The sequence below is a fragment of the Halioglobus maricola genome, from assembly GCF_009388985.1.
Lineage (GTDB): Bacteria > Pseudomonadota > Gammaproteobacteria > Pseudomonadales > Halieaceae > Halioglobus > Halioglobus maricola.
The window spans coordinates 802,601-820,049 of the sequence record NZ_CP036422.1; the positions used below are offsets into that span (position 1 = coordinate 802,601).

Annotated in this window: 14 protein-coding genes and 1 tRNA gene; 6 read left to right on the forward strand and 9 right to left on the reverse strand. The window is 57.7% G+C overall.

Annotated features, from left to right (window positions below):
* Window positions 1-6: 6 nt before the first annotated feature.
* The 6 genes from infB to EY643_RS03600 all read left to right on the forward strand — a co-directional run bounded on the left by infB (window position 7) and on the right by EY643_RS03600 (window position 8,474).
* Window positions 7-2,718, forward strand: a complete 2,712-nt coding sequence (gene infB, locus EY643_RS03575) for a translation initiation factor IF-2 (protein ID WP_152660907.1) — start codon at window positions 7-9, stop codon at window positions 2,716-2,718.
* A 16-nt stretch (window positions 2,719-2,734) separates the two neighbouring features.
* On the forward strand, window positions 2,735-3,130 hold the full coding sequence (gene rbfA / locus EY643_RS03580; protein WP_152660908.1) for a 30S ribosome-binding factor RbfA: 396 nt from the start codon (window positions 2,735-2,737) through the stop codon (window positions 3,128-3,130).
* Between the two features lie 3 nt (window positions 3,131-3,133).
* The gene (gene truB / locus EY643_RS03585; RefSeq protein ID WP_152660909.1) at window positions 3,134-4,060 is read left to right on the forward strand and encodes a tRNA pseudouridine(55) synthase TruB; all 927 of its coding nucleotides are present in this window, start codon (window positions 3,134-3,136) and stop codon (window positions 4,058-4,060) included.
* 99 nt (window positions 4,061-4,159) lie between these two features.
* Window positions 4,160-4,429, forward strand: coding sequence for a 30S ribosomal protein S15 (rpsO, locus tag EY643_RS03590; RefSeq protein WP_152660910.1), 270 nt, complete (start codon window positions 4,160-4,162; stop codon window positions 4,427-4,429).
* Window positions 4,430-4,490: 61 nt separating this feature from the next.
* The gene (pnp, locus tag EY643_RS03595; RefSeq protein ID WP_152660911.1) at window positions 4,491-6,617 is read left to right on the forward strand and encodes a polyribonucleotide nucleotidyltransferase; all 2,127 of its coding nucleotides are present in this window, start codon (window positions 4,491-4,493) and stop codon (window positions 6,615-6,617) included.
* Between the two features lie 123 nt (window positions 6,618-6,740).
* Window positions 6,741-8,474: an O-linked N-acetylglucosamine transferase family protein gene (locus tag EY643_RS03600; RefSeq protein ID WP_152660912.1), complete on the forward strand. Its 1,734-nt coding sequence runs from the start codon at window positions 6,741-6,743 to the stop codon at window positions 8,472-8,474.
* Here the strand turns inward: EY643_RS03600 and acs are convergent.
* The 9 genes from acs to EY643_RS03645 all read right to left on the reverse strand — a co-directional run bounded on the left by acs (window position 8,467) and on the right by EY643_RS03645 (window position 17,351).
* The gene (gene acs, locus EY643_RS03605) at window positions 8,467-10,398 is read right to left on the reverse strand and encodes an acetate--CoA ligase (protein ID WP_152660913.1); all 1,932 of its coding nucleotides are present in this window, start codon (window positions 10,396-10,398) and stop codon (window positions 8,467-8,469) included. The two genes, EY643_RS03600 and acs, sit on opposite strands and share 8 nt — an antisense overlap.
* A 189-nt stretch (window positions 10,399-10,587) precedes the next feature.
* On the reverse strand, window positions 10,588-11,682 hold the full coding sequence (gene ychF, locus EY643_RS03610; RefSeq protein WP_152660914.1) for a redox-regulated ATPase YchF: 1,095 nt from the start codon (window positions 11,680-11,682) through the stop codon (window positions 10,588-10,590).
* A gap of 25 nt (window positions 11,683-11,707) precedes the next feature.
* Window positions 11,708-12,295, reverse strand: a complete 588-nt coding sequence (gene pth, locus EY643_RS03615; RefSeq protein ID WP_152660915.1) for an aminoacyl-tRNA hydrolase — start codon at window positions 12,293-12,295, stop codon at window positions 11,708-11,710.
* Window positions 12,296-12,318: 23 nt separating this feature from the next.
* A complete protein-coding gene (locus tag EY643_RS03620; RefSeq protein ID WP_152660916.1) occupies window positions 12,319-12,975 on the reverse strand; it encodes a 50S ribosomal protein L25/general stress protein Ctc in 657 nt (218 codons plus the stop codon).
* Between the two features lie 70 nt (window positions 12,976-13,045).
* Entirely contained in the window at window positions 13,046-13,978 is a 933-nt protein-coding gene (locus EY643_RS03625; RefSeq protein ID WP_153240888.1) for a ribose-phosphate pyrophosphokinase, read from the reverse strand.
* Window positions 13,979-14,077: 99 nt separating this feature from the next.
* A tRNA-Gln gene (locus tag EY643_RS03630) sits at window positions 14,078-14,152 on the reverse strand.
* A gap of 7 nt (window positions 14,153-14,159) precedes the next feature.
* On the reverse strand, window positions 14,160-14,996 hold the full coding sequence (gene ispE / locus EY643_RS03635; RefSeq protein ID WP_152660917.1) for a 4-(cytidine 5'-diphospho)-2-C-methyl-D-erythritol kinase: 837 nt from the start codon (window positions 14,994-14,996) through the stop codon (window positions 14,160-14,162).
* Window positions 14,989-15,585: a lipoprotein insertase outer membrane protein LolB gene (gene lolB, locus EY643_RS03640; protein WP_152660918.1), complete on the reverse strand. Its 597-nt coding sequence runs from the start codon at window positions 15,583-15,585 to the stop codon at window positions 14,989-14,991. The genes ispE and lolB overlap by 8 nt, the downstream gene beginning before the upstream one ends.
* Complete coding sequence (locus EY643_RS03645) at window positions 15,582-17,351, reverse strand: tetratricopeptide repeat protein (RefSeq protein ID WP_152660919.1); 1,770 nt, start codon at window positions 17,349-17,351, stop codon at window positions 15,582-15,584. The genes lolB and EY643_RS03645 overlap by 4 nt, the downstream gene beginning before the upstream one ends.
* Window positions 17,352-17,449 lie beyond the last annotated feature (98 nt).

Consider the following 17,449-nt stretch of genomic DNA (forward strand, 5'->3'; position numbering starts at 1 on the left):
TATTGCATGGCGGAAGTGACAGTACAGCAACTCGCAGAAGTCGTGGGTGCATCCACCGAGCGTCTGCTTACGCAGATGAAGGAAGCAGGATTGCCCCACACGGAAGCTGCCGAGGCTGTGTCAGACGAGGATAAGCAAACACTGCTTACCTATTTGAAGCGCAGTCACGGCGAATCCACGGATGCGCCCAAGCGCATCACGCTGAAGCGCAAGACGATTAGTACCCTGAAGACCTCCGGGTCGCAGGGCAAGAAGACAGTAGCAGTGGAAGTGCGTAAGAAGCGCACCTATGTGAAACGCGATCCGGCAGAGATCGAAGCCGAGGCCGCGGCTGAAGCCGCTGCAGCTGCGGAAGAAACTGCTGCCGCACAGCAGGCTGCTGACGAAGCTGCCGCTGCAGAAACAGCCGCTGCTGAGGCCGCTGAGGCTGCAGAGCAAGCCGCTGTGGAAGCCGCCGCTGCCGAGGCTGAGGCAGCCCAGGCCGAAGCTGAAGTCGCTGCTGCAGAGACTGCCGCCGCGGAGGAAGAGCCCGAAGAAGATCTGGCCAACGTTGACCCTGAGATTCTGCGTCAGCGCGCCGCCGCTCGCCGCAAGAAACAAGAAGCCGAGCAGGCGGCAGCCCGTAAGGCCGCACTTGAGGCCAAGAAGGCAGAAGAAGAGCGTAAGAAAACAGAAGCTGCTGTCAAAGCCAAGGAAGCCGCTGCCAAGGATGTGTCCAAACGTCCCAAGCGTCTGCATGATGCACCTGCTGCCGCGGCTGCAGATCAGCGCAAGAAGAAGCCAGGTGCTCGTCTGGACAAGAATGCCCCGCAAGGTCGGGGTAAGCAGCGCGGTCATAACTTGTCACTGTCCGATCTGGATCGTGCTGAGTCTGGTATGGGCCGTCGCCGTGGTCGCAAGAGACTGAAAGCGACTCACGAAGAGCATTCCAAGCATGGTTTCGAACTGCCCACCGCCAAGAAGTTGGCAGAGGTAGAGGTCGGTGAAATGACATCAGTGGGCGACCTCGCTCAGCAGATGTCCGTCAAGGCCGGCGAAGTGATCAAACAATTGATGGGCCTGGGCGTAATGGCCACCATCAACCAGATGATCGATCAGGACACTGCCACGCTGGTGGTAGAAGAAATGGGGCATACGGTTAAGGCTGTTAGCTCCGACGCACTGGAAGAAAGCCTGGAAGAAGCACTGGCACAGCACGAAGGTACCGAGGAGGCTCGCGCTCCGGTTGTTACCGTGATGGGCCATGTTGACCACGGTAAGACTTCCCTGCTGGACTACATTCGCAAGAGCCATGTCGCCTCTGGCGAGGCCGGTGGTATTACCCAGCATATCGGTGCCTACCATGTAGAAACCGACCACGGCATGATCTCCTTCCTGGATACTCCCGGACACGCGGCATTTACTGCCATGCGTGCCCGCGGTGCCAAGAGCACAGATATCGTGATTCTGGTGGTAGCGGCCGATGACGGCGTGATGCCTCAGACCGAAGAAGCGGTTAATCATGCTCGCGCAGCCGAAGTGCCGCTGATCGTAGCCATCAACAAGATGGACAAGGAAGGCGCTGATCCCGATCGCGTCAAAAATGAGCTTTCCGCGAAAGACGTTATACCTGAAGACTGGGGTGGCGACGTTCAGTTTATTCCTGTGTCTGCCCTGACCGGTGACGGTGTCAGTGAATTGCTTGATGCAGTCTTGCTGCAGTCCGAAATGCTCGAACTGACAGCGCCTCGCGATGTGCCCGCACAGGGTATCGTGATCGAGTCACGTCTGGATAAAGGTCGCGGATCGGTAGCGTCATTGTTGGTTCAAAGCGGCACGTTGCGTCAGGGCGATATTGTCCTCGCCGGGCTGCAGTACGGTCGTGTTCGCGCCATGCTCGACGAGAACGGTCAGCCTATTAAAGAAGCTGGCCCCAGTATTCCGGTAGAAATTCTCGGCCTCGACGGCACGCCCGATGCGGGTGACCAGTTCGCCGCTGTAGAGAATGAACGTCAGGCGCGTGAGTTGGCAGACTTCCGTCAGGAAAAGACGCGCGATACCAAACTGGCTCGCCAGCAGGCGGCCAAGCTCGACAATATGTTCGAAGCCATGGGCGCAGGCGACAAGAAGACCCTCAACATTGTGGTCAAGGCCGACGTGCGCGGTTCACTGGAAGCTCTTCAGGCATCGCTGTTGGATCTCGGCAACGAGGAAGTGCAGGTGAATATTGTTTCCGGCGGTGTAGGTGGTATCACCGAGACCGACGTAAGCCTGGCGATAACCTCGGGCGCCGTGATGTTCGGTTTCAATGTTCGCGCTGACGCCTCTGCTCGACGAGTGGTGGAGAACGAAGGTGTAGACCTGCGTTACTACAACGTGATCTACGATCTGCTGGACGATGTAAAGTCGGCCCTGTCAGGGATGTTGGCGCCGGAACTGCGCGAGGAGATCGTAGGGATCGCCGAAGTGCGCGACGTGTTCCGCTCGCCCAAATTCGGCCAGATTGCGGGTTGTATGGTCACCGAGGGTACGGTGTACCGCTCCAAGCCCATTCGCGTGCTGCGTGACAGCGTCGTTATCTATGAGGGAGAGCTCGAATCCCTGCGTCGTTTCAAGGACGACGCCAACGAAGTTCGCAACGGCATGGAGTGTGGTATCGGCGTGAAGAACTACACAGACGTGAAGGTCGGCGACCAGATCGAAGTGTTCGAAGTCAAGGAGATCGCGCGCTCGCTGTAAGCGAGCGTCACGCCTCATGGCCAAGGAATACGCCAGAACGCAGCGAGTTGCAGATTACCTGCAGCGGGAACTGGCGGCGCTTATCCAGCATGAGGTACGCGACCCCCGTGTGGGAATCGTTAGCATCACCGGAGTAGACGTAAGCAGGGATCTCGGTCACGCGCGGGTCTACTATACTGCGATGGACTCCAACTCCTCGGAAGAGGCTGAAGAGACGACTGAGGCGCTGAATCGCGCCGCCGGTTTCTTGCGCAGTCAGCTGTCCAAAGACAGCAGTATGCGCCGCCTGCCGGCACTCAGGTTCTATTTTGATACCAGTGTGGGCCGCGGCCGACATCTGGAAGACCTTATCCAGCGGGCTACCAAGGCAGATGAAGAGCTTGGGCTGCGCGACGAGGACGAGGAGAGTTAGGCTGTGGCGAGGCGTCGTCGCGGCAGACCGATAGACGGCATCCTGGTTCTGGATAAACCCCTGGGGGTGAGTTCCAACCGGGCGCTGCAGACCGCGAAGCGGCTGTATTTTGCCGCCAAGGCAGGCCATACCGGCAGCCTCGATCCGCTGGCGACCGGCGTGTTGCCGCTGTGTTTCGGTGAGGCCACCAAGTTCTCCCAGTATTTGCTGGATGCGGACAAGGCCTATACGAGCACGTTTGTGCTTGGCACAGTCACCGCCAGTGGCGACGCTGATGGCGAGGTGCTGGAAACAAATGCTGCCGATCACATCACGGAAACGGATGTGACGGTTGCGCTGGAGAATTTCCGCGGTGAGATCGAGCAGATCCCGTCGATGTTCTCAGCATTGAAGAAGGACGGCCAGCCACTGTACAAGCTGGCACGTCAGGGAATTGAAGTAGAGCGCAAGGCCCGCCGGGTGGTGGTCAAGCAGTTGGAACTGCGAGATTTTCGCGCCGGAACAGCACCTGAGGTTGATATATACCTCGAGTGCAGCAAGGGCACGTATGTGCGTTCTATTGCCGAGGATCTCGGCAAGGCACTGGGCTGCGGAGCCTATGTAAGTGCGTTGCGTCGCACCAAGGCAGGCCCGTTTACGCTGGAAGACAGCATTGGCTTGCCCGCGTTGGAAGCTCTCAAGGAGAGTGAAGAGGTGCAGCAAATGGACGCGCTGTTACAGCCCGCGGACGCCGCATTGGAAGGCATGCCGCTGGTGAAGCTCAGCGAGTCCAGTGGTTTCTACATACGCCAGGGCCAAGCTGTCATGGTGCCAAACGCGCCCTGTGATGGTATGGTGCGCGTCGCCCTGGAGACCGGAGAGTTTCTGGGGGTTGGAGAAATATTGGATGACGGGCGCGTAGCGCCGCGTCGTCTGGTAGTCACTCAGTAAGAGTGACGCGAACCTGTCTGTTAATCTGCACGGACAGGCTCTTTTGATAAAGGAAGGGTGGCATGCCACCTGAGGCAGATTATTCAAGAGGAATAGAAAATGGCTTTAAACGCTGAACAGAAAGCAGCAATCGTAACTGAGTACCAGGTAGGCGAAGGCGACACTGGTTCCCCGGAAGTACAAGTAGCACTGCTGACTGCAAATATTGAGCAGTTGCAGGGACACTTCCAGTCGCACAAGCATGACCACCACTCCCGCCGCGGCCTGATCCGCATGGTAAACCAGCGTCGCAAGTTGCTGGACTACCTCAAGCGCAAAGACGCTGCGCGCTACACCGGTCTGATCAAACGACTCGGTCTGCGTCGCTAAGCTGTACCAACTACCGGGGCCAAGGGGCCCCGGTTGTCATATATAGAAGTGGAGAAATAGAGTGAATCCAGTAACAAAAACATTCCAGTACGGTGGCCAGACAGTCACTCTGGAAACTGGCCGTATCGCCCGTCAGGCGACCGGATCAGTTCTGGTAACCGTCGAAAACACCTCGGTGTTGTGTACAGTAGTAGCGGAGAAGACCCAGCGCGAAGGGCGCGACTTCTTTCCGCTGGCTGTGCACTATGTCGAGAAAACTTACTCTGTCGGTAAAATCCCCGGCGGCTTTTTCAAGCGCGAAGCGCGTCCCAGTGAAAAAGAAACCCTCACCAGCCGTCTGATCGATCGTCCGATCCGCCCGCTGTTCCCTGATGGCTTCATGAACGAAGTACAGGTTGTCTGTACTGTTATGTCTGCGGACAAGAGCATCGATCCCGATATCCCCGCGATGATTGGTACGTCTGCTGCTCTGGCTATCTCCGGTGCTCCCTTCAACGGCCCCATCGGTGGCGCCCGCGTTGGTTTCAACGACGAGAATGGCTACATGCTTAACCCCACCTATGAAGAGCTGGCCCAGAGCAAGCTGGACATGGTTGTGGCTGGCACCACCGACGCCGTGCTGATGGTTGAATCCGAAGCGAAAGAGCTGACCGAAGACCAGATGCTGGGTGCGGTACTGTACGCCCACCAGGAAATGCAGACTGTCATCCAGGCGATTAACGAGCTGGTTGCCGAAGCCGGTAAGCCCAAGTGGGATTGGCAAGCTGACGCTGTCAACGAAGAGCTGCTGGCCGCTGTTGAAGGCCAGGTGAAAGCTGACCTTGGTGAAGCTTACCGCATCACCGAAAAGGCTGAGCGTTACGCTCGTGTTGGCGAGATTCGTGACGCAGCTGTTGCTGCCCTGGTCACCGAAGGAGGCCCTTCCGCCGATGAGGTGAAGGACCTGTTCAAGAAAATCGAGAAGAACCTGGTGCGCAAGCGCATCCTGGCGGGCGAGCCCCGTATCGACGGTCGCGACACGCGCACTGTTCGTGCGATTGCCTGCGAAGTTGACGTTCTGTCTAAAGTACACGGTTCTGCACTGTTCACCCGTGGTGAAACCCAGGCGATTGGCGCTGTAACACTTGGCTCTACCCGTGACGCACAGATCATCGATGCGCTGGAAGGCGAGCGTCGTGATCCGTTCATGCTGCACTACAACTTCCCTCCCTACTCTGTAGGCGAGGCAGGTCGTGTTGGCTTCACCAGCCGTCGTGAAATCGGTCACGGTCGTCTGGCCCGTCGCGGTCTGGCAGCGGTACTTCCCAGCGATGAGGAATTCCCCTACACCGTGCGTGTGGTTTCCGAGATCACAGAGTCCAACGGTTCCAGCTCCATGGCTTCCGTCTGTGTTGGCTCCATGTCCCTGATGGCTGCTGGCGTGCCGCTGAAAGCACCTGTTGCCGGTATCGCTATGGGCCTGGTAAAGGATGGCAACCAGTTTGCCGTGCTGACCGACATCCTGGGTGATGAAGATCACCTCGGTGACATGGACTTTAAAGTGGCCGGTACCTCCGAAGGTGTTACTGCGCTGCAGATGGACATCAAGATCGAAGGCATCACCTCCCAGATCATGGAGACTGCTCTGGAGCAGGCTCAGCAGGCACGCCTGCATATCCTGGGCCAGATGAACGAGGTGATCTCCGAAGGTCGTCAGGTGACTTCTCCGAACGCACCTTCCATGGTGACTCTGAAGATCGATTCCGACAAAATCCGCGACGTGATCGGTAAAGGTGGCGCGACAATCCGCTCCATCACCGAAAACTCCGGCGCTACCGTCGACATCGACGACGATGGCACTGTGAAGATCTTTGGTCAGAACCAGGAAGCCCGCGACAAGGCTGTCGCTATGGTTGAGGAAATCACCGCTGAAGCTGAAGTGGGTGCCGTGTACACCGGTACTGTTGCCCGCATCGTCGACTTCGGTGCGTTCGTAACCATTCTGCCCGGCAAAGATGGCCTGGTGCACATTTCCCAGATCGCCAACGAGCGTGTGGAGAATGTCTCCGACCACCTGAGCGAAGGTCAGGAAGTCCAGGTTAAAGTACTGGATGTAGACCAGCGTGGCCGCATCAAGCTCTCCATCAAGGAGTTGCTGGAAGATGAAGCTGCCGATGAGCCTGCTGCAGAGGAATCTGCCGCGGACTAAGCGCTTGCAAGCTTGAAGAAAGGGCGTGCTGAGCACGCCCTTTTTTTTGCCTGTTAGTTGGGCTATAAAAAGAACCGCAAATGATTTAGAAACGGCTGTGTTGTAAAGGAATACGGATATCGAATGGCTCCATCAAGAAATGCGCCCTGTCCCTGTGGCAGCGGTAAGAAGTACAAACGCTGCTGCCTTGCCAGTGGTGAGTATGAAAATGGCTCGGGCGGCCAACCGGCCGGCAACGACGTCGTTGAAATGGCCAAGACCGCTCTCAATCTGGGCGACACCGCGCGCGCAGCCAGGGCGCTCGAGCCTCTACTAGACAAAACTAAAGCCTCACCTGAAGTGCTGGTATTAGGTGCCTCAGTGGCAATGCGGACGAATGAGTACAGTCGAGCCTGTGAATTGATGGAGCGGGCTGTGGCTGCGCGGCCAAATGATGCGAACTATCTCTACAATTATGGCACTGCTCTAAGTATCGGTGGGCGCAAGACCGAAGCCGTGGATGCATTTAAGCGCGCACTCAAATTTAATCCGGATATGGTGATCGTGTATCCCAATATGGGCCACTCTCTTCGAGATCTGGGGCGCTCGGAAGAAGCCATGGCCTGTTATACGAAGGTTTTCGGCATGCGCAATATTGATCTAGCGACGATGAGCCAGATTCTCGTCAGTATGCACCTGTTTTCACGCACTGAGCATGCGCGTTTGTTCGATATGCATACACAGTTGGCGCAGGCGATAGCCAAGGCCAATCCACCGATGAACGTGACACGGGTTCCAGGGCAAGAGAAAAAAATACGTATCGCTTACCTGTCGCCGCGTTTCTCGCGCGAAATTGTCGGATACTTTTTCAAGCCGCTGTTCGATCATCACAATCGCGACCGTTTCGAGATCTATCTCTACAATATTACACCGCGGACAGACGATCTTACCGAGTACCTGAAGGAACGCGCAGACAATTGGCAGGAGGTGGGTAAGCTCTCGGACCGACAAGTGGCAGAGCATATCGCTGCAGACGGTATCGATGTGCTGGTCGACCTGGCGGGCCATGCGCCGGAGAACCGTATTGGTGTAATGGCTCGCAAACCCGCGCCAGTCCAGATATCGATGCTGGATTACTTCGATACTACCGGCCTGGCAACTATGGACTATTATGTGACCGACGGCTTTTCCTCGCCCGAAGACAGTCCGCAACAATTCACTGAGAAGTTACTGTATCTCGATCAACCGAGGCTGGTTTACGAGGCGCCTGAGTACGCACCGGAACCTTGTTTTAACACTAGCCCGGACAACCCGATTGTTTTTGGGTCCTTCAATCGTCACCACAAGCTGGTTCCACATGTGATAGAAACCTGGTCTGCGCTGCTCAATGCAGTGGCAGACTCGCGCCTTGTGCTCAAGGGGAAGGCATTTGGTGAGGAGGATTCCCAAGCGGTATTCCTGAAGCGTTTTGCGACGCACGGTATTGGACCCGAGCGTATTGAATTTCGCGGCGTCTCTCCGCACGCTGAAATGTTCTCTGAATACGGCGACATCGATTTAGCACTGGATACTTTTCCCTATAATGGCGGTCTTACGACATGCGAGGCGCTGTGGATGGGAACGCCGGTGCTGACCTTATTGGGGGAAAGAATTATCAGTCGCCAGACCGCGGGAATGTTGGCGAGTTTGGGCCTGGAGGGGTTCACCGCGAAAGACGAGGCGGACTTTGTCCGCCTTGGCCAGCACTGGTCTACGCACCGTGCTGAATTGCTGGAGCTTCGTCAGGGGCTCAGAGCCAGAATGGCTGCAAGCCCGCTTACCGATGCTGCCAGCTATACCGCGGCCTTTGAGCGCGAATTGGAGCGGATAATCAGCTAGGTCGGTTCTCGACCAGGCTGTCTACCACCGAGGGGTCCGCCAGGGTGCTGGTATCGCCCAGACTGTCCAGTTCGTTCTCGGCGATCTTGCGCAAGATACGGCGCATGATCTTGCCCGAGCGGGTTTTAGGTAACCCTGGGGCCCATTGGATAATGTCCGGTTTGGCGATAGGGCCGATTTCCTTCACACACAACTGAATCAATTCCTGGCGCAGTTCTTCGCTGGGCTCTACGCCCTGCATCGGCGTGACGTAGGCATAGATGCCCTGGCCTTTGATGTCGTGGGGGAAGCCTACCACCGCGGCTTCGGCAATCTGGTCGTGTAGCACCAGTGCGCTCTCTACTTCGGCGGTACCCATGCGGTGACCAGAGACGTTCAATACATCGTCCACACGTCCTGTGATCCAGTAGTAACCATCCTCGTCGCGGCTGGCGCCGTCGCCGGTGAAATAGTAACCGGGATAATTGCTGAAGTAGGTGTCGATCATGCGTTGGTGGTCGCCGAATACGCTGCGAATCTGACTGGGCCAGGAGCGTTTGACCACAAGGTAGCCAGAGCCGGCACCTTCAATCTCTGAACCGTCTTCATTGAGCAATGCCAGTTCAACACCAAAGAAGGGGAAGGTGGCCGAGCCGGGTTTCAATGGCACTGCGCCGGGCAGTGGCGTGATCATGTGTGCGCCGGTCTCGGTCTGCCACCAGGTATCAATGATTGGACAGCGACTGTCGCCTACCACACGGTGGTACCACTCCCACGCCTCAGGGTTTATCGGTTCACCTACCGTGCCGAGCAGTCGCAGGCTGGAGCGGGATGAACGGGTTACTGGCTCATCGCCGACCGCCTGGAGCGCGCGAATAGCCGTTGGGGCAGTGTAGAACGTATTCACCTGGTGCTTGTCGACAACCTCCCAACAGCGCCCGGCGTCCGGGTAAGTGGGCACGCCCTCAAACATCAGCGAAATCGCACCGTTGGCAAGTGGTCCGTAAACGATATAGGTGTGCCCTGTAACCCAGCCCACGTCGGCGGTACACCAGTAGATCTCGCCTTCGCGGTAGTCAAACACATACTTGAACGTCATGGCCGCCTGCAGCAGATAGCCGCCGGTGGTGTGCAGCACACCCTTGGGTTTGCCGGTGGAACCCGAGGTGTAGAGGATGAACAGTGGGTCCTCCGAGTCCATGGGCTCGGGGGTGCAGTCAGTGCTCTGGCCGTCCACGAGTTCGTGATACCAGACGTCGCGATTTTCGTTCCAGGCGACGTCACCGCCGGTACGCTGGACAACGAGGCAGGTGTGTACATCGGGACAGGCTTCCAGTGCTTTGTCGGCGTTGACCTTCAATGGCACTTTGCGGCCACCGCGCAGACCTTCATCGGCGGTGATCACGGTCTGGCAGTCAGAGTCGAGAATCCGATCTTTGAGAGCTTCCGGAGAGAAGCCGCCAAAGACGATGGAGTGCACAGCGCCTATGCGGGTGCAGGCCAGCATGGCGTAGGCAGCTTCCGGAATCATCGGCATATAGATGCATACCCGGTCGCCTTTCTGCACGCCACGCTCTTTCAGCGCGTTGGCCAGTTTGCAAACATGATCTTTGAGCTCGCCGTAGGTGATGTGCTTACTATCGGCCGGGTCGTCCCCCTCCCAAATGAGAGCTGTCTGGTCGGCGCGTTCGGGCAGGTGGCGGTCGATACAGTTGTAGCTGACATTCAGCTTGCCGCCGGAGAACCAGGCAGCTTCGCCTTTGACGAAGTCGTATTCCATGACTTTGTCCCAGGTTTGATCCCAGTCCAGGAATTGATGGGCCATTTCGCTGAAAAACCCGTCGGGGTCGTCGATAGAGCGCTGGTACATCGCCTTGTAGGTGTCGGCGTCGATGTGTGCGTCTTTGAAATTGGCGGGTACTGGGTGGGTCGGGAACTCAGACATGGTTGCCACTCCGTGATTACTTTTACATGAACACAGGATTCTACTTCGGTTGGCTGTGACTGCAAGCCGACCAAGGTCTAAGGGAGCATTGGCTATGGTTTTTTTGCCTAGCGGCCTATTTGCAGCGCGGTCTGGTCTCGGAAGGGCTTACGCCTCTCCCGGACCGTGGGGCTCGCGAGATGACAGGCGCTAGACGTTAAATCGGAAGTGGATAATGTCGCCGTCCTGGACGACGTAGTCTTTGCCTTCCAGGCGCCAGCGTCCCGCGTCTTTGGCGCCTTGCTCTCCACCGTGCTCGATGAAGTCGGCGTAGGAAACAATCTCAGCTCGAATGAAGCCTTTCTGGAAATCAGTGTGAATGACGCCCGCAGCTTCCGGCGCTGATGCGCCAACCCGAACCGTCCAGGCGCGAACTTCTCTTACGCCGGCGGTGAAGTAGGTGTGCAGGTTGAGGAGTTCGTAGCCCGCGCGGATCACCCGGTTGAGGCCCGGCTCTTCCATACCCAGGTCGGCGAGGAATTCGGCGCGCTCATCGTCGTCGAGTTCGACGATTTCCGACTCCAGCTTGTTGCAGATAACGACTACAACAGCTTTCTCTTCTGCGGCGATGGCGCGTACCACGTCCAGATGAGGGTTGTCTTCGAAGCCGTCCTCGTCGACGTTGGCGATGTACATGGTCGGCTTCACGGTGAGCAGGAACAGCTGGTCGACCAGGGCCTGCTCGTTCTCGTCGAGTTCAAGCGCGCGAACGGGTTTTGCCTCGTTCAGCTGCGGCAACAGTTTGTTTTCCAGTAGCGCCTTCATGGCGATGGATTCCTTGTCGCCTCCCTTGGCTGTGCGGGTGACTTTCAGTAGCTGCTTGTCGCAGCTTTCCAGGTCAGCCAGGGCCAGCTCTGTGTTGATGACTTCAATGTCGGCGGCGGGGTCAATCTGGTTGGCCACGTGGATCACGTTTTCATCTTCGAAGCAGCGCACCACGTGGGCGATTGCGTCAGTTTCGCGGATATTGGCGAGGAATTGATTGCCCAGGCCTTCGCCTTTGGACGCTCCCGCGACGAGGCCGGCGATGTCCACGAACTCCATAGTAGTGGCGATTTCTTTCTCGGGTTTCACGATAGCCGAGATATTGTCCTGTCGTGGATCTGGAATGGGAACCACGCCAGCATTGGGTTCAATCGTACAGAACGGGAAGTTCTCGGCGTCGATACCCGCGCGTGTGAGGGCGTTGAACAGTGTAGATTTGCCTACGTTAGGAAGGCCGACAATGCCGCATTTGAAACCCATGTAAGTGTCCTTTGTGGTTCGGCAGCTAGGCTGCGCTAAAACTGTGTAGTCGTGTCATCGCTTTGGTGGCATCGCCATCCAGCAGCAGGGGCAGGGCCCTCAGGGCCTCATCTATACAGACGTCAATCCGCTCGCGGTCCACTTGTGAGGGGCGGCTCAGCACGTAACCTGACACCTTCGAGGCGTGTCCGGGGTGGTCTATGCCAATACGCAGGCGATGAAAATTCTTGTTGTTACCCAGTGCGGGCACAATATCGCGGAGACCGTTGTGGCCGCCGTGCCCTCCACCTTGTTTGAATCTGGCCGTGCCGGCGGGGATATCCAGCTCATCGTGAGCAATCAGAATTTCGTCCGGAGCAATCTTGAAAAAACTGGCCATCGCTGCAACGGCTTTACCGGAGCGATTCATAAACGTTGTGGGGATAAGTAAGCGAAGGTCGTGGCCGGCGTAGGTTACCCTGCCGGCCAGACCGGAGAACTTTGATTCCGGTAAGAGCGTGGTGCCGCACTGGCGCGCGAGCTCCTCCACGAAATCGGCGCCCGCGTTGTGACGGGTGCCCTGGTATTCGCTACCAGGGTTACCCAGTCCGGCGATCAGCTTGATGGCTGTCAACGCGGGAGCCAGGAGGCGAGGAATTACTCCTCGCTTTCTCCTTCTTCAGCATCTGCTTCTTCTTCAGCAGCTGCAGGCGCGTCTTCGTCCACGTTGCCTTTCGGCGCGATGACGGAGGCGATCGCCAGGTCGTGGTCTTCGCCCAGAGCAAGAGCAACTGATGTCACGCCTTCAGGCAGAGCGACTTCAGACAAGTGAACGATCTGGCCGGTTACGACTTCAATCATATCGACTTCGATGAACTCGGGGATGTCGCCTGGCAGACAGGACACTTCGATATCGGTGGCCTGGTGCTGGATCATGCCGCCTTCCATCTTGACGCCCACACAGGATTCTTCGTTCAGGAAGTGGATGGGTACGTGTACCTTGATCGCTACTTTGTCGTCAACGCGCAGGAAGTCGGCGTGCATAACGAGGTTTTTTGCGGGGTGACGCTGAAGGTCCTTGAGGATCGCTTTCTGTACATCGCCGCCTACGTTAACTTGCAGGACATGAGAGTAAAAAGCTTCGTTCTCCAGAGACTTTTCCAGGTCTTTGCGAACGATGGTCAGGGACTGCGGCTCTTTACCACCACCGTAGATGATGGCTGGGAGCTTGTCGGCGAGACGACGCAGGCGGCGGCTCGCACCTTTCCCCATGTCTTCACGCAGTTCGGCTTGTACTTCAAATTGGTCAGACATTGTCAGACTCCTTTGATATTCACTGCAACACCTGCGACCAGTGCGGCAGTGAGTTCATATAATGCTGTTCTTAAGTGAACAGCGCGCTGATAGATTCCCCATTGGCCACTCGCCGCATGGACTCTGCCAGCAGGTCGGAAGTGGTCAGTACACGGATCTTCTCGATACCGCGAGCCTCATCAGAGAGGGGAATCGTATCGGTGACTACCAGCTGGTCGAGCTGGGAGTTCCGAATATTGTTCAGTGCCTTGCCTGACAGTACCCCGTGGGTACAGTAGGCATAGACACCTGTTGCTCCGCGCTCTTTCAGCGCGTTGGCCGCCTGGCATAGCGTGCCTGCAGTATCGACCATGTCATCTACCAGCAGGCAGGTGCGGCCTTCGACGTCGCCTATCAGGTTCATTACCTGTGCCTCATTGGCCTTGGGGCGACGCTTGTCGATGATAGCCAGGTCCGCTTCATCCAGTTGCTTGGCAACGGCGCGGGCCCTGACAACACCACCGATGTCGGGTGATACCACGATCTGGTTGTCGTACTTCTGCGCTACGATATCGTCGATCAGGATCGGCGAGCCGTAGACGTTGTCTACCGGGCATTCGAAAAAGCCCTGGATCTGTTCGGCGTGCAAGTCCATGGTCAGCACGCGATCTACACCCACGCTTACCATCATGTCTGCTACCACTTTGGCAGTGATCGGTACCCTCGCTGAGCGTACCCGACGATCTTGTCTTGCGTACCCGAAATACGGCACGACCGCGGTGATACTGTCGGCAGACGCCCGGCGCAGTGCGTCGATCATCACCAACAACTCCATCAGGTTGTCGTTGGTGGGGTTGCAGGTGGACTGCACCACGAAAACGTCCTTGCCGCGGACGTTCTCATTCAGTTCAACTGCGATCTCACCGTCGGAAAACTTGCCGACATCTGCGTTCCCCAGGTTCAGGTACAGGCGGCTGGCAATTTTCTGGGCGAGTTCCGGGTTGGCGTTACCCGTGAAAACCATCATCTTCGAGGACACTGGACGTTACCTTTCAATGTGTTTCGGCAAATTCTGCACATAAAAATAATGCCATACACCACTCGATGCATGGCATTTTGAATATGGCTGGGGTGGCAGGATTCGAACCTGCGAATGCTGGGATCAAAACCCAGTGCCTTGCCGCTTGGCGACACCCCAATAAACTCTAGTTGTTGACCAGGCCTTCAAATGTGGGCGACCTGTTGACGCCTGTTGCCATGAAGGCATTCAGTCCCGTCGGTAGTCGGCCCAGGGCCTCTCTGGCCTCGGCTTCTTCGGCGAAGCGTGCGAATACGCACGCTCCTGTTCCGGTCAATCTGGCGCTCCCAATTTTCTCCAGAATTTTCAATGCGTTATCAACCTCCGGGTAGAGATTTCTAACAAGATCCTGACAGTCGTTGCGGGAGTGCCCCTCGAAAAAGGCGGCTATTGTGATGGGAGAGGTGTCCCGTGTCAATTGCTGGTGTGAAAATATTTCAGCAGTGGAAACGTGGCAATCTGGGGCGACTACCACGTACCAGCTTTGGGGGAGTTGCACGGCTTCGAGAATGTCGCCGACGCCCTCTGCCCAGGCGGTGTGGCCCGCCACGAATACCGGGACATCGGCACCAAGACTTGCACCCAATTGCTGCAGTTGTTCAATGCTCTGCTCTCTTGCCCATAGTTGGTTGAGGGCTAACAGGGTGGTCGCGGCGTTGGAACTGCCACCGCCCAGACCTCCACCTTGCGGGATGCGTTTGCTCACGTGTACATCCACTCCCAGGTCGCCCTCTTGCAGCAGCGCAGCTGAGCGGTGGATCAGGTTGTTTTCCGGGGCGATGTCGAATGTTGAGCCCGAGAGCGTGATCTCGCCGCTGTGGTTGGGTGTGAAGGTGAGAGTGTCGCCCCAGTCGAGAATTTGAAAGAGCGTCTGCAGATTGTGATAACCGTCGGGGCGTCGTCCTGTGATATGCAGAAACAGGTTCAGCTTGGCAGGCGCGAGCAGGGAGAGCGAATCAGTCATTGGCGGCGAGGTTCTGCCAGCGGCGCAGGATGATTCGGGCCCAGGTGTCGGCGCGTGATACTTCCAGCCGGGTCGGCAGGGTGTAGCCATCGAACTCGCCGAAGCTGCTGTACTGGATGCTCCAGCCCTGCTGCGAAAAACTCATGGGCAGCTCGCTTTCCGCAGTGAATCTCAATTCCTCGGGAGCTGTTGCGGGGTCAGGAATGCCTCGCAGCCAGTAGGGCAGGGATGCCAATGGTAGATCCCATGAGGCGCTCTGCGGCGCGGTATCAGCTGTCCAGCGTTGATAGTCGTCGCCGCGGCGCACTTCTATGACGTCGCCGTCACTGTCTACAGTGGTCGCGGCTATGCCCATTGGCCCTTGCAGGCGCAGGTGTGTCGCCTTGCCCATTTGTTGCCAGAGGAGATTCGCCGACTCTGCCTGCTCTGCCGTACGCAAGGCGATTTTGCCACTCGCGCTGAAATGATCGAGGGCCTGTAGTTGGGCCCGATGTGACTGCCAGTCAGCCGGTGGGGCGGGCGCCATGCCGGCACAAGCGGCAAGCAGGAGGAGTTGCCCCAGCAGGCTTATTCGCAGAAAAGTGTTCACTGTTGCGGCGCGACTTCAGTGCCCGGTAGTGTTCGCAGGGTGGTAGACACCCCGAGGCGCTCGAGCGTGGCCAGTAGCACCGGGTGATTTGGATCCTTTAACAGCGCTCCCTGCCAGACCCGAGTTGCAGATTCTTTGTCTCCATTCGCCCACAGTACCTCGCCGAGGTGGGCGGCAACTTCCGGGTCGGGAAACGCAGCGTAGGCCCTGGTGAGATAGCTCAGCGACTCTTCTACTCGCCCTTTGCGAAACAGCACCCAGCCCATGCTGTCGAGAATAGCAGGTTCCTCTGGATCGAGCTCGAGAGCGCGGCTGATCAGGGTCAGGGCCTCGTCGTGGCGGTTGGTGCGGTTGGTGAGGGTATAGCCGAGGGCGTTGAGCGCGGTGGCGTTATTGGGGTCGTGGGCCAAAATGGCTCGCAGGTCAGCCTCCATCTGGACGAGATCATTCTGTTGCTCGCCGACCATTGAGCGGGCGTAGCGCAGTGCGGTCGAGTCAGGGAACGCCGCGATTCCGCGGTTGAGAACCTCGCGGCTGGCGCCGAGGTAGCCGGCGCTGCTGAGGAGGTCGGCTTCAATGTTGTACAACTGCTCGCTGCGGTCGGGAACTGCGGTGCGCTGGCCGTTGAACCAGTCCATGACCTGGCTGAACTGGCCGCTTTCGATAAGAATCTGGCCCAAGCGCTGGTTGGCTGCGAGGTACTGCCGACCATCGCTAACCTGTTGGTAGTGTCTGACCGCGTCGCTCTGTTCGTCGCGATCTTCTGCTATGCGGCCGAGGTAGTAGTGGGCCTCGTCACTGCGAGCATCCAGTGCGAGCATCTGATTCAGGTAGGCGCGGGCCACCAGGTCGTCACCGTTTTCGCGGTTGATGAGTGCAAGCGACAGCAACAGGTCAGCATCTTCCGGCGATTGTGCCGACAGAATCTCGAACTGCTGGCGCGCAGCTGCCATATCGGTGTTGGTCAGTAGCTTGGCGTACTCCAGCCGCAGGCGCGTGTCTTCCGGGTTGTCTTGCAACACTGCTTCGATGTGTCGGAAAGGTTTTTTCTCTTGCTGATTGAGACGAATTCTTGCCTCGAGCAATAGCGCCTGGTGCTGCAGGGGATCAACCGTGAACAGTGTATCGAGTTTGGCCTGGGACTCCGGGAACTGCTGGAACTCGGCGTGAATCAGGGCCTGCGTCATGAGCAGAGCGGGGTCCAGCGGAAATTCCTGCACCAGTTCGTTCAGCCCTGCGACGAGCTGCGCCTGCTGGGGCGGAGGTATTTGGTTAAAGCCCTGCAGTAACAGCGGAAAATTGGCCTGGACATCGCTGCGCGCGACCACTGCCATGTGAGGTAGGGCTTCCAGGGGGCGCTGTTGCCCCGCGAGCAGGGTGGCGGCAGTATTGTTTGCCTCAACGTTGTCTGGCTCGAGCTCAAGCCAGATTTGCACTGCTTCCAAGGACTGTGCGGGCCTGCGCAGGTACTGCGCCAGATGGGTGGCGTGACTCGCTACGCCGGCGTCGTTCAGCACGCGAGCCTGCTCCAGGTAGGCATCAAGAGCCGTGTTGTAATCGCCACGCCGCATGGCGAATTCTGCCAGTATTAGCGGGTAGACACTGCTTTCCGGGATTGGGCGTTCCGGTAGGGGGGTAGGTTCAGGCGGAGCGCTTCCGGGCGTGTCAACCGCGATGGCGGGCGCCGCGATTTCCTCGTCGTGGCTGGTGCTGGCGCACGCAGTCAGCAGTGCGAGGCAGCAGACGGTGGCGAGGGTGCGGTACATCGGGTCTAGGTCCGGGAGTGATCAGGGACACTATGATGACATAGACCGGCGCTGAAACCCACAGCGCAGCGGCGTCTTGTGGCAGCTGTGACGCTTCG

Bases quoted from the DNA above. Each gene is read 5' to 3' on its own strand.
- EY643_RS03600 (WP_152660912.1), top strand. From the start codon at position 6,741: ATGGCTCCATCAAGAAATGCGCCCTGTCCCTGTGGCAGCGGTAAGAAG.
- infB (WP_152660907.1), top strand. From the start codon at position 7: ATGGCGGAAGTGACAGTACAGCAACTCGCAGAAGTCGTGGGTGCATCC.
- EY643_RS03645 (WP_152660919.1), bottom strand. From the start codon at position 17,351: ATGTACCGCACCCTCGCCACCGTCTGCTGCCTCGCACTGCTGACTGCG.
- rbfA (WP_152660908.1), top strand. From the start codon at position 2,735: ATGGCCAAGGAATACGCCAGAACGCAGCGAGTTGCAGATTACCTGCAG.
- ychF (WP_152660914.1), bottom strand. From the start codon at position 11,682: ATGGGTTTCAAATGCGGCATTGTCGGCCTTCCTAACGTAGGCAAATCT.
- acs (WP_152660913.1), bottom strand. From the start codon at position 10,398: ATGTCTGAGTTCCCGACCCACCCAGTACCCGCCAATTTCAAAGACGCA.
- EY643_RS03625 (WP_153240888.1), bottom strand. From the start codon at position 13,978: ATGGTTTTCACGGGTAACGCCAACCCGGAACTCGCCCAGAAAATTGCC.
- ispE (WP_152660917.1), bottom strand. From the start codon at position 14,996: ATGACTGATTCGCTCTCCCTGCTCGCGCCTGCCAAGCTGAACCTGTTT.
- EY643_RS03620 (WP_152660916.1), bottom strand. From the start codon at position 12,975: ATGTCTGACCAATTTGAAGTACAAGCCGAACTGCGTGAAGACATGGGG.
- rpsO (WP_152660910.1), top strand. From the start codon at position 4,160: ATGGCTTTAAACGCTGAACAGAAAGCAGCAATCGTAACTGAGTACCAG.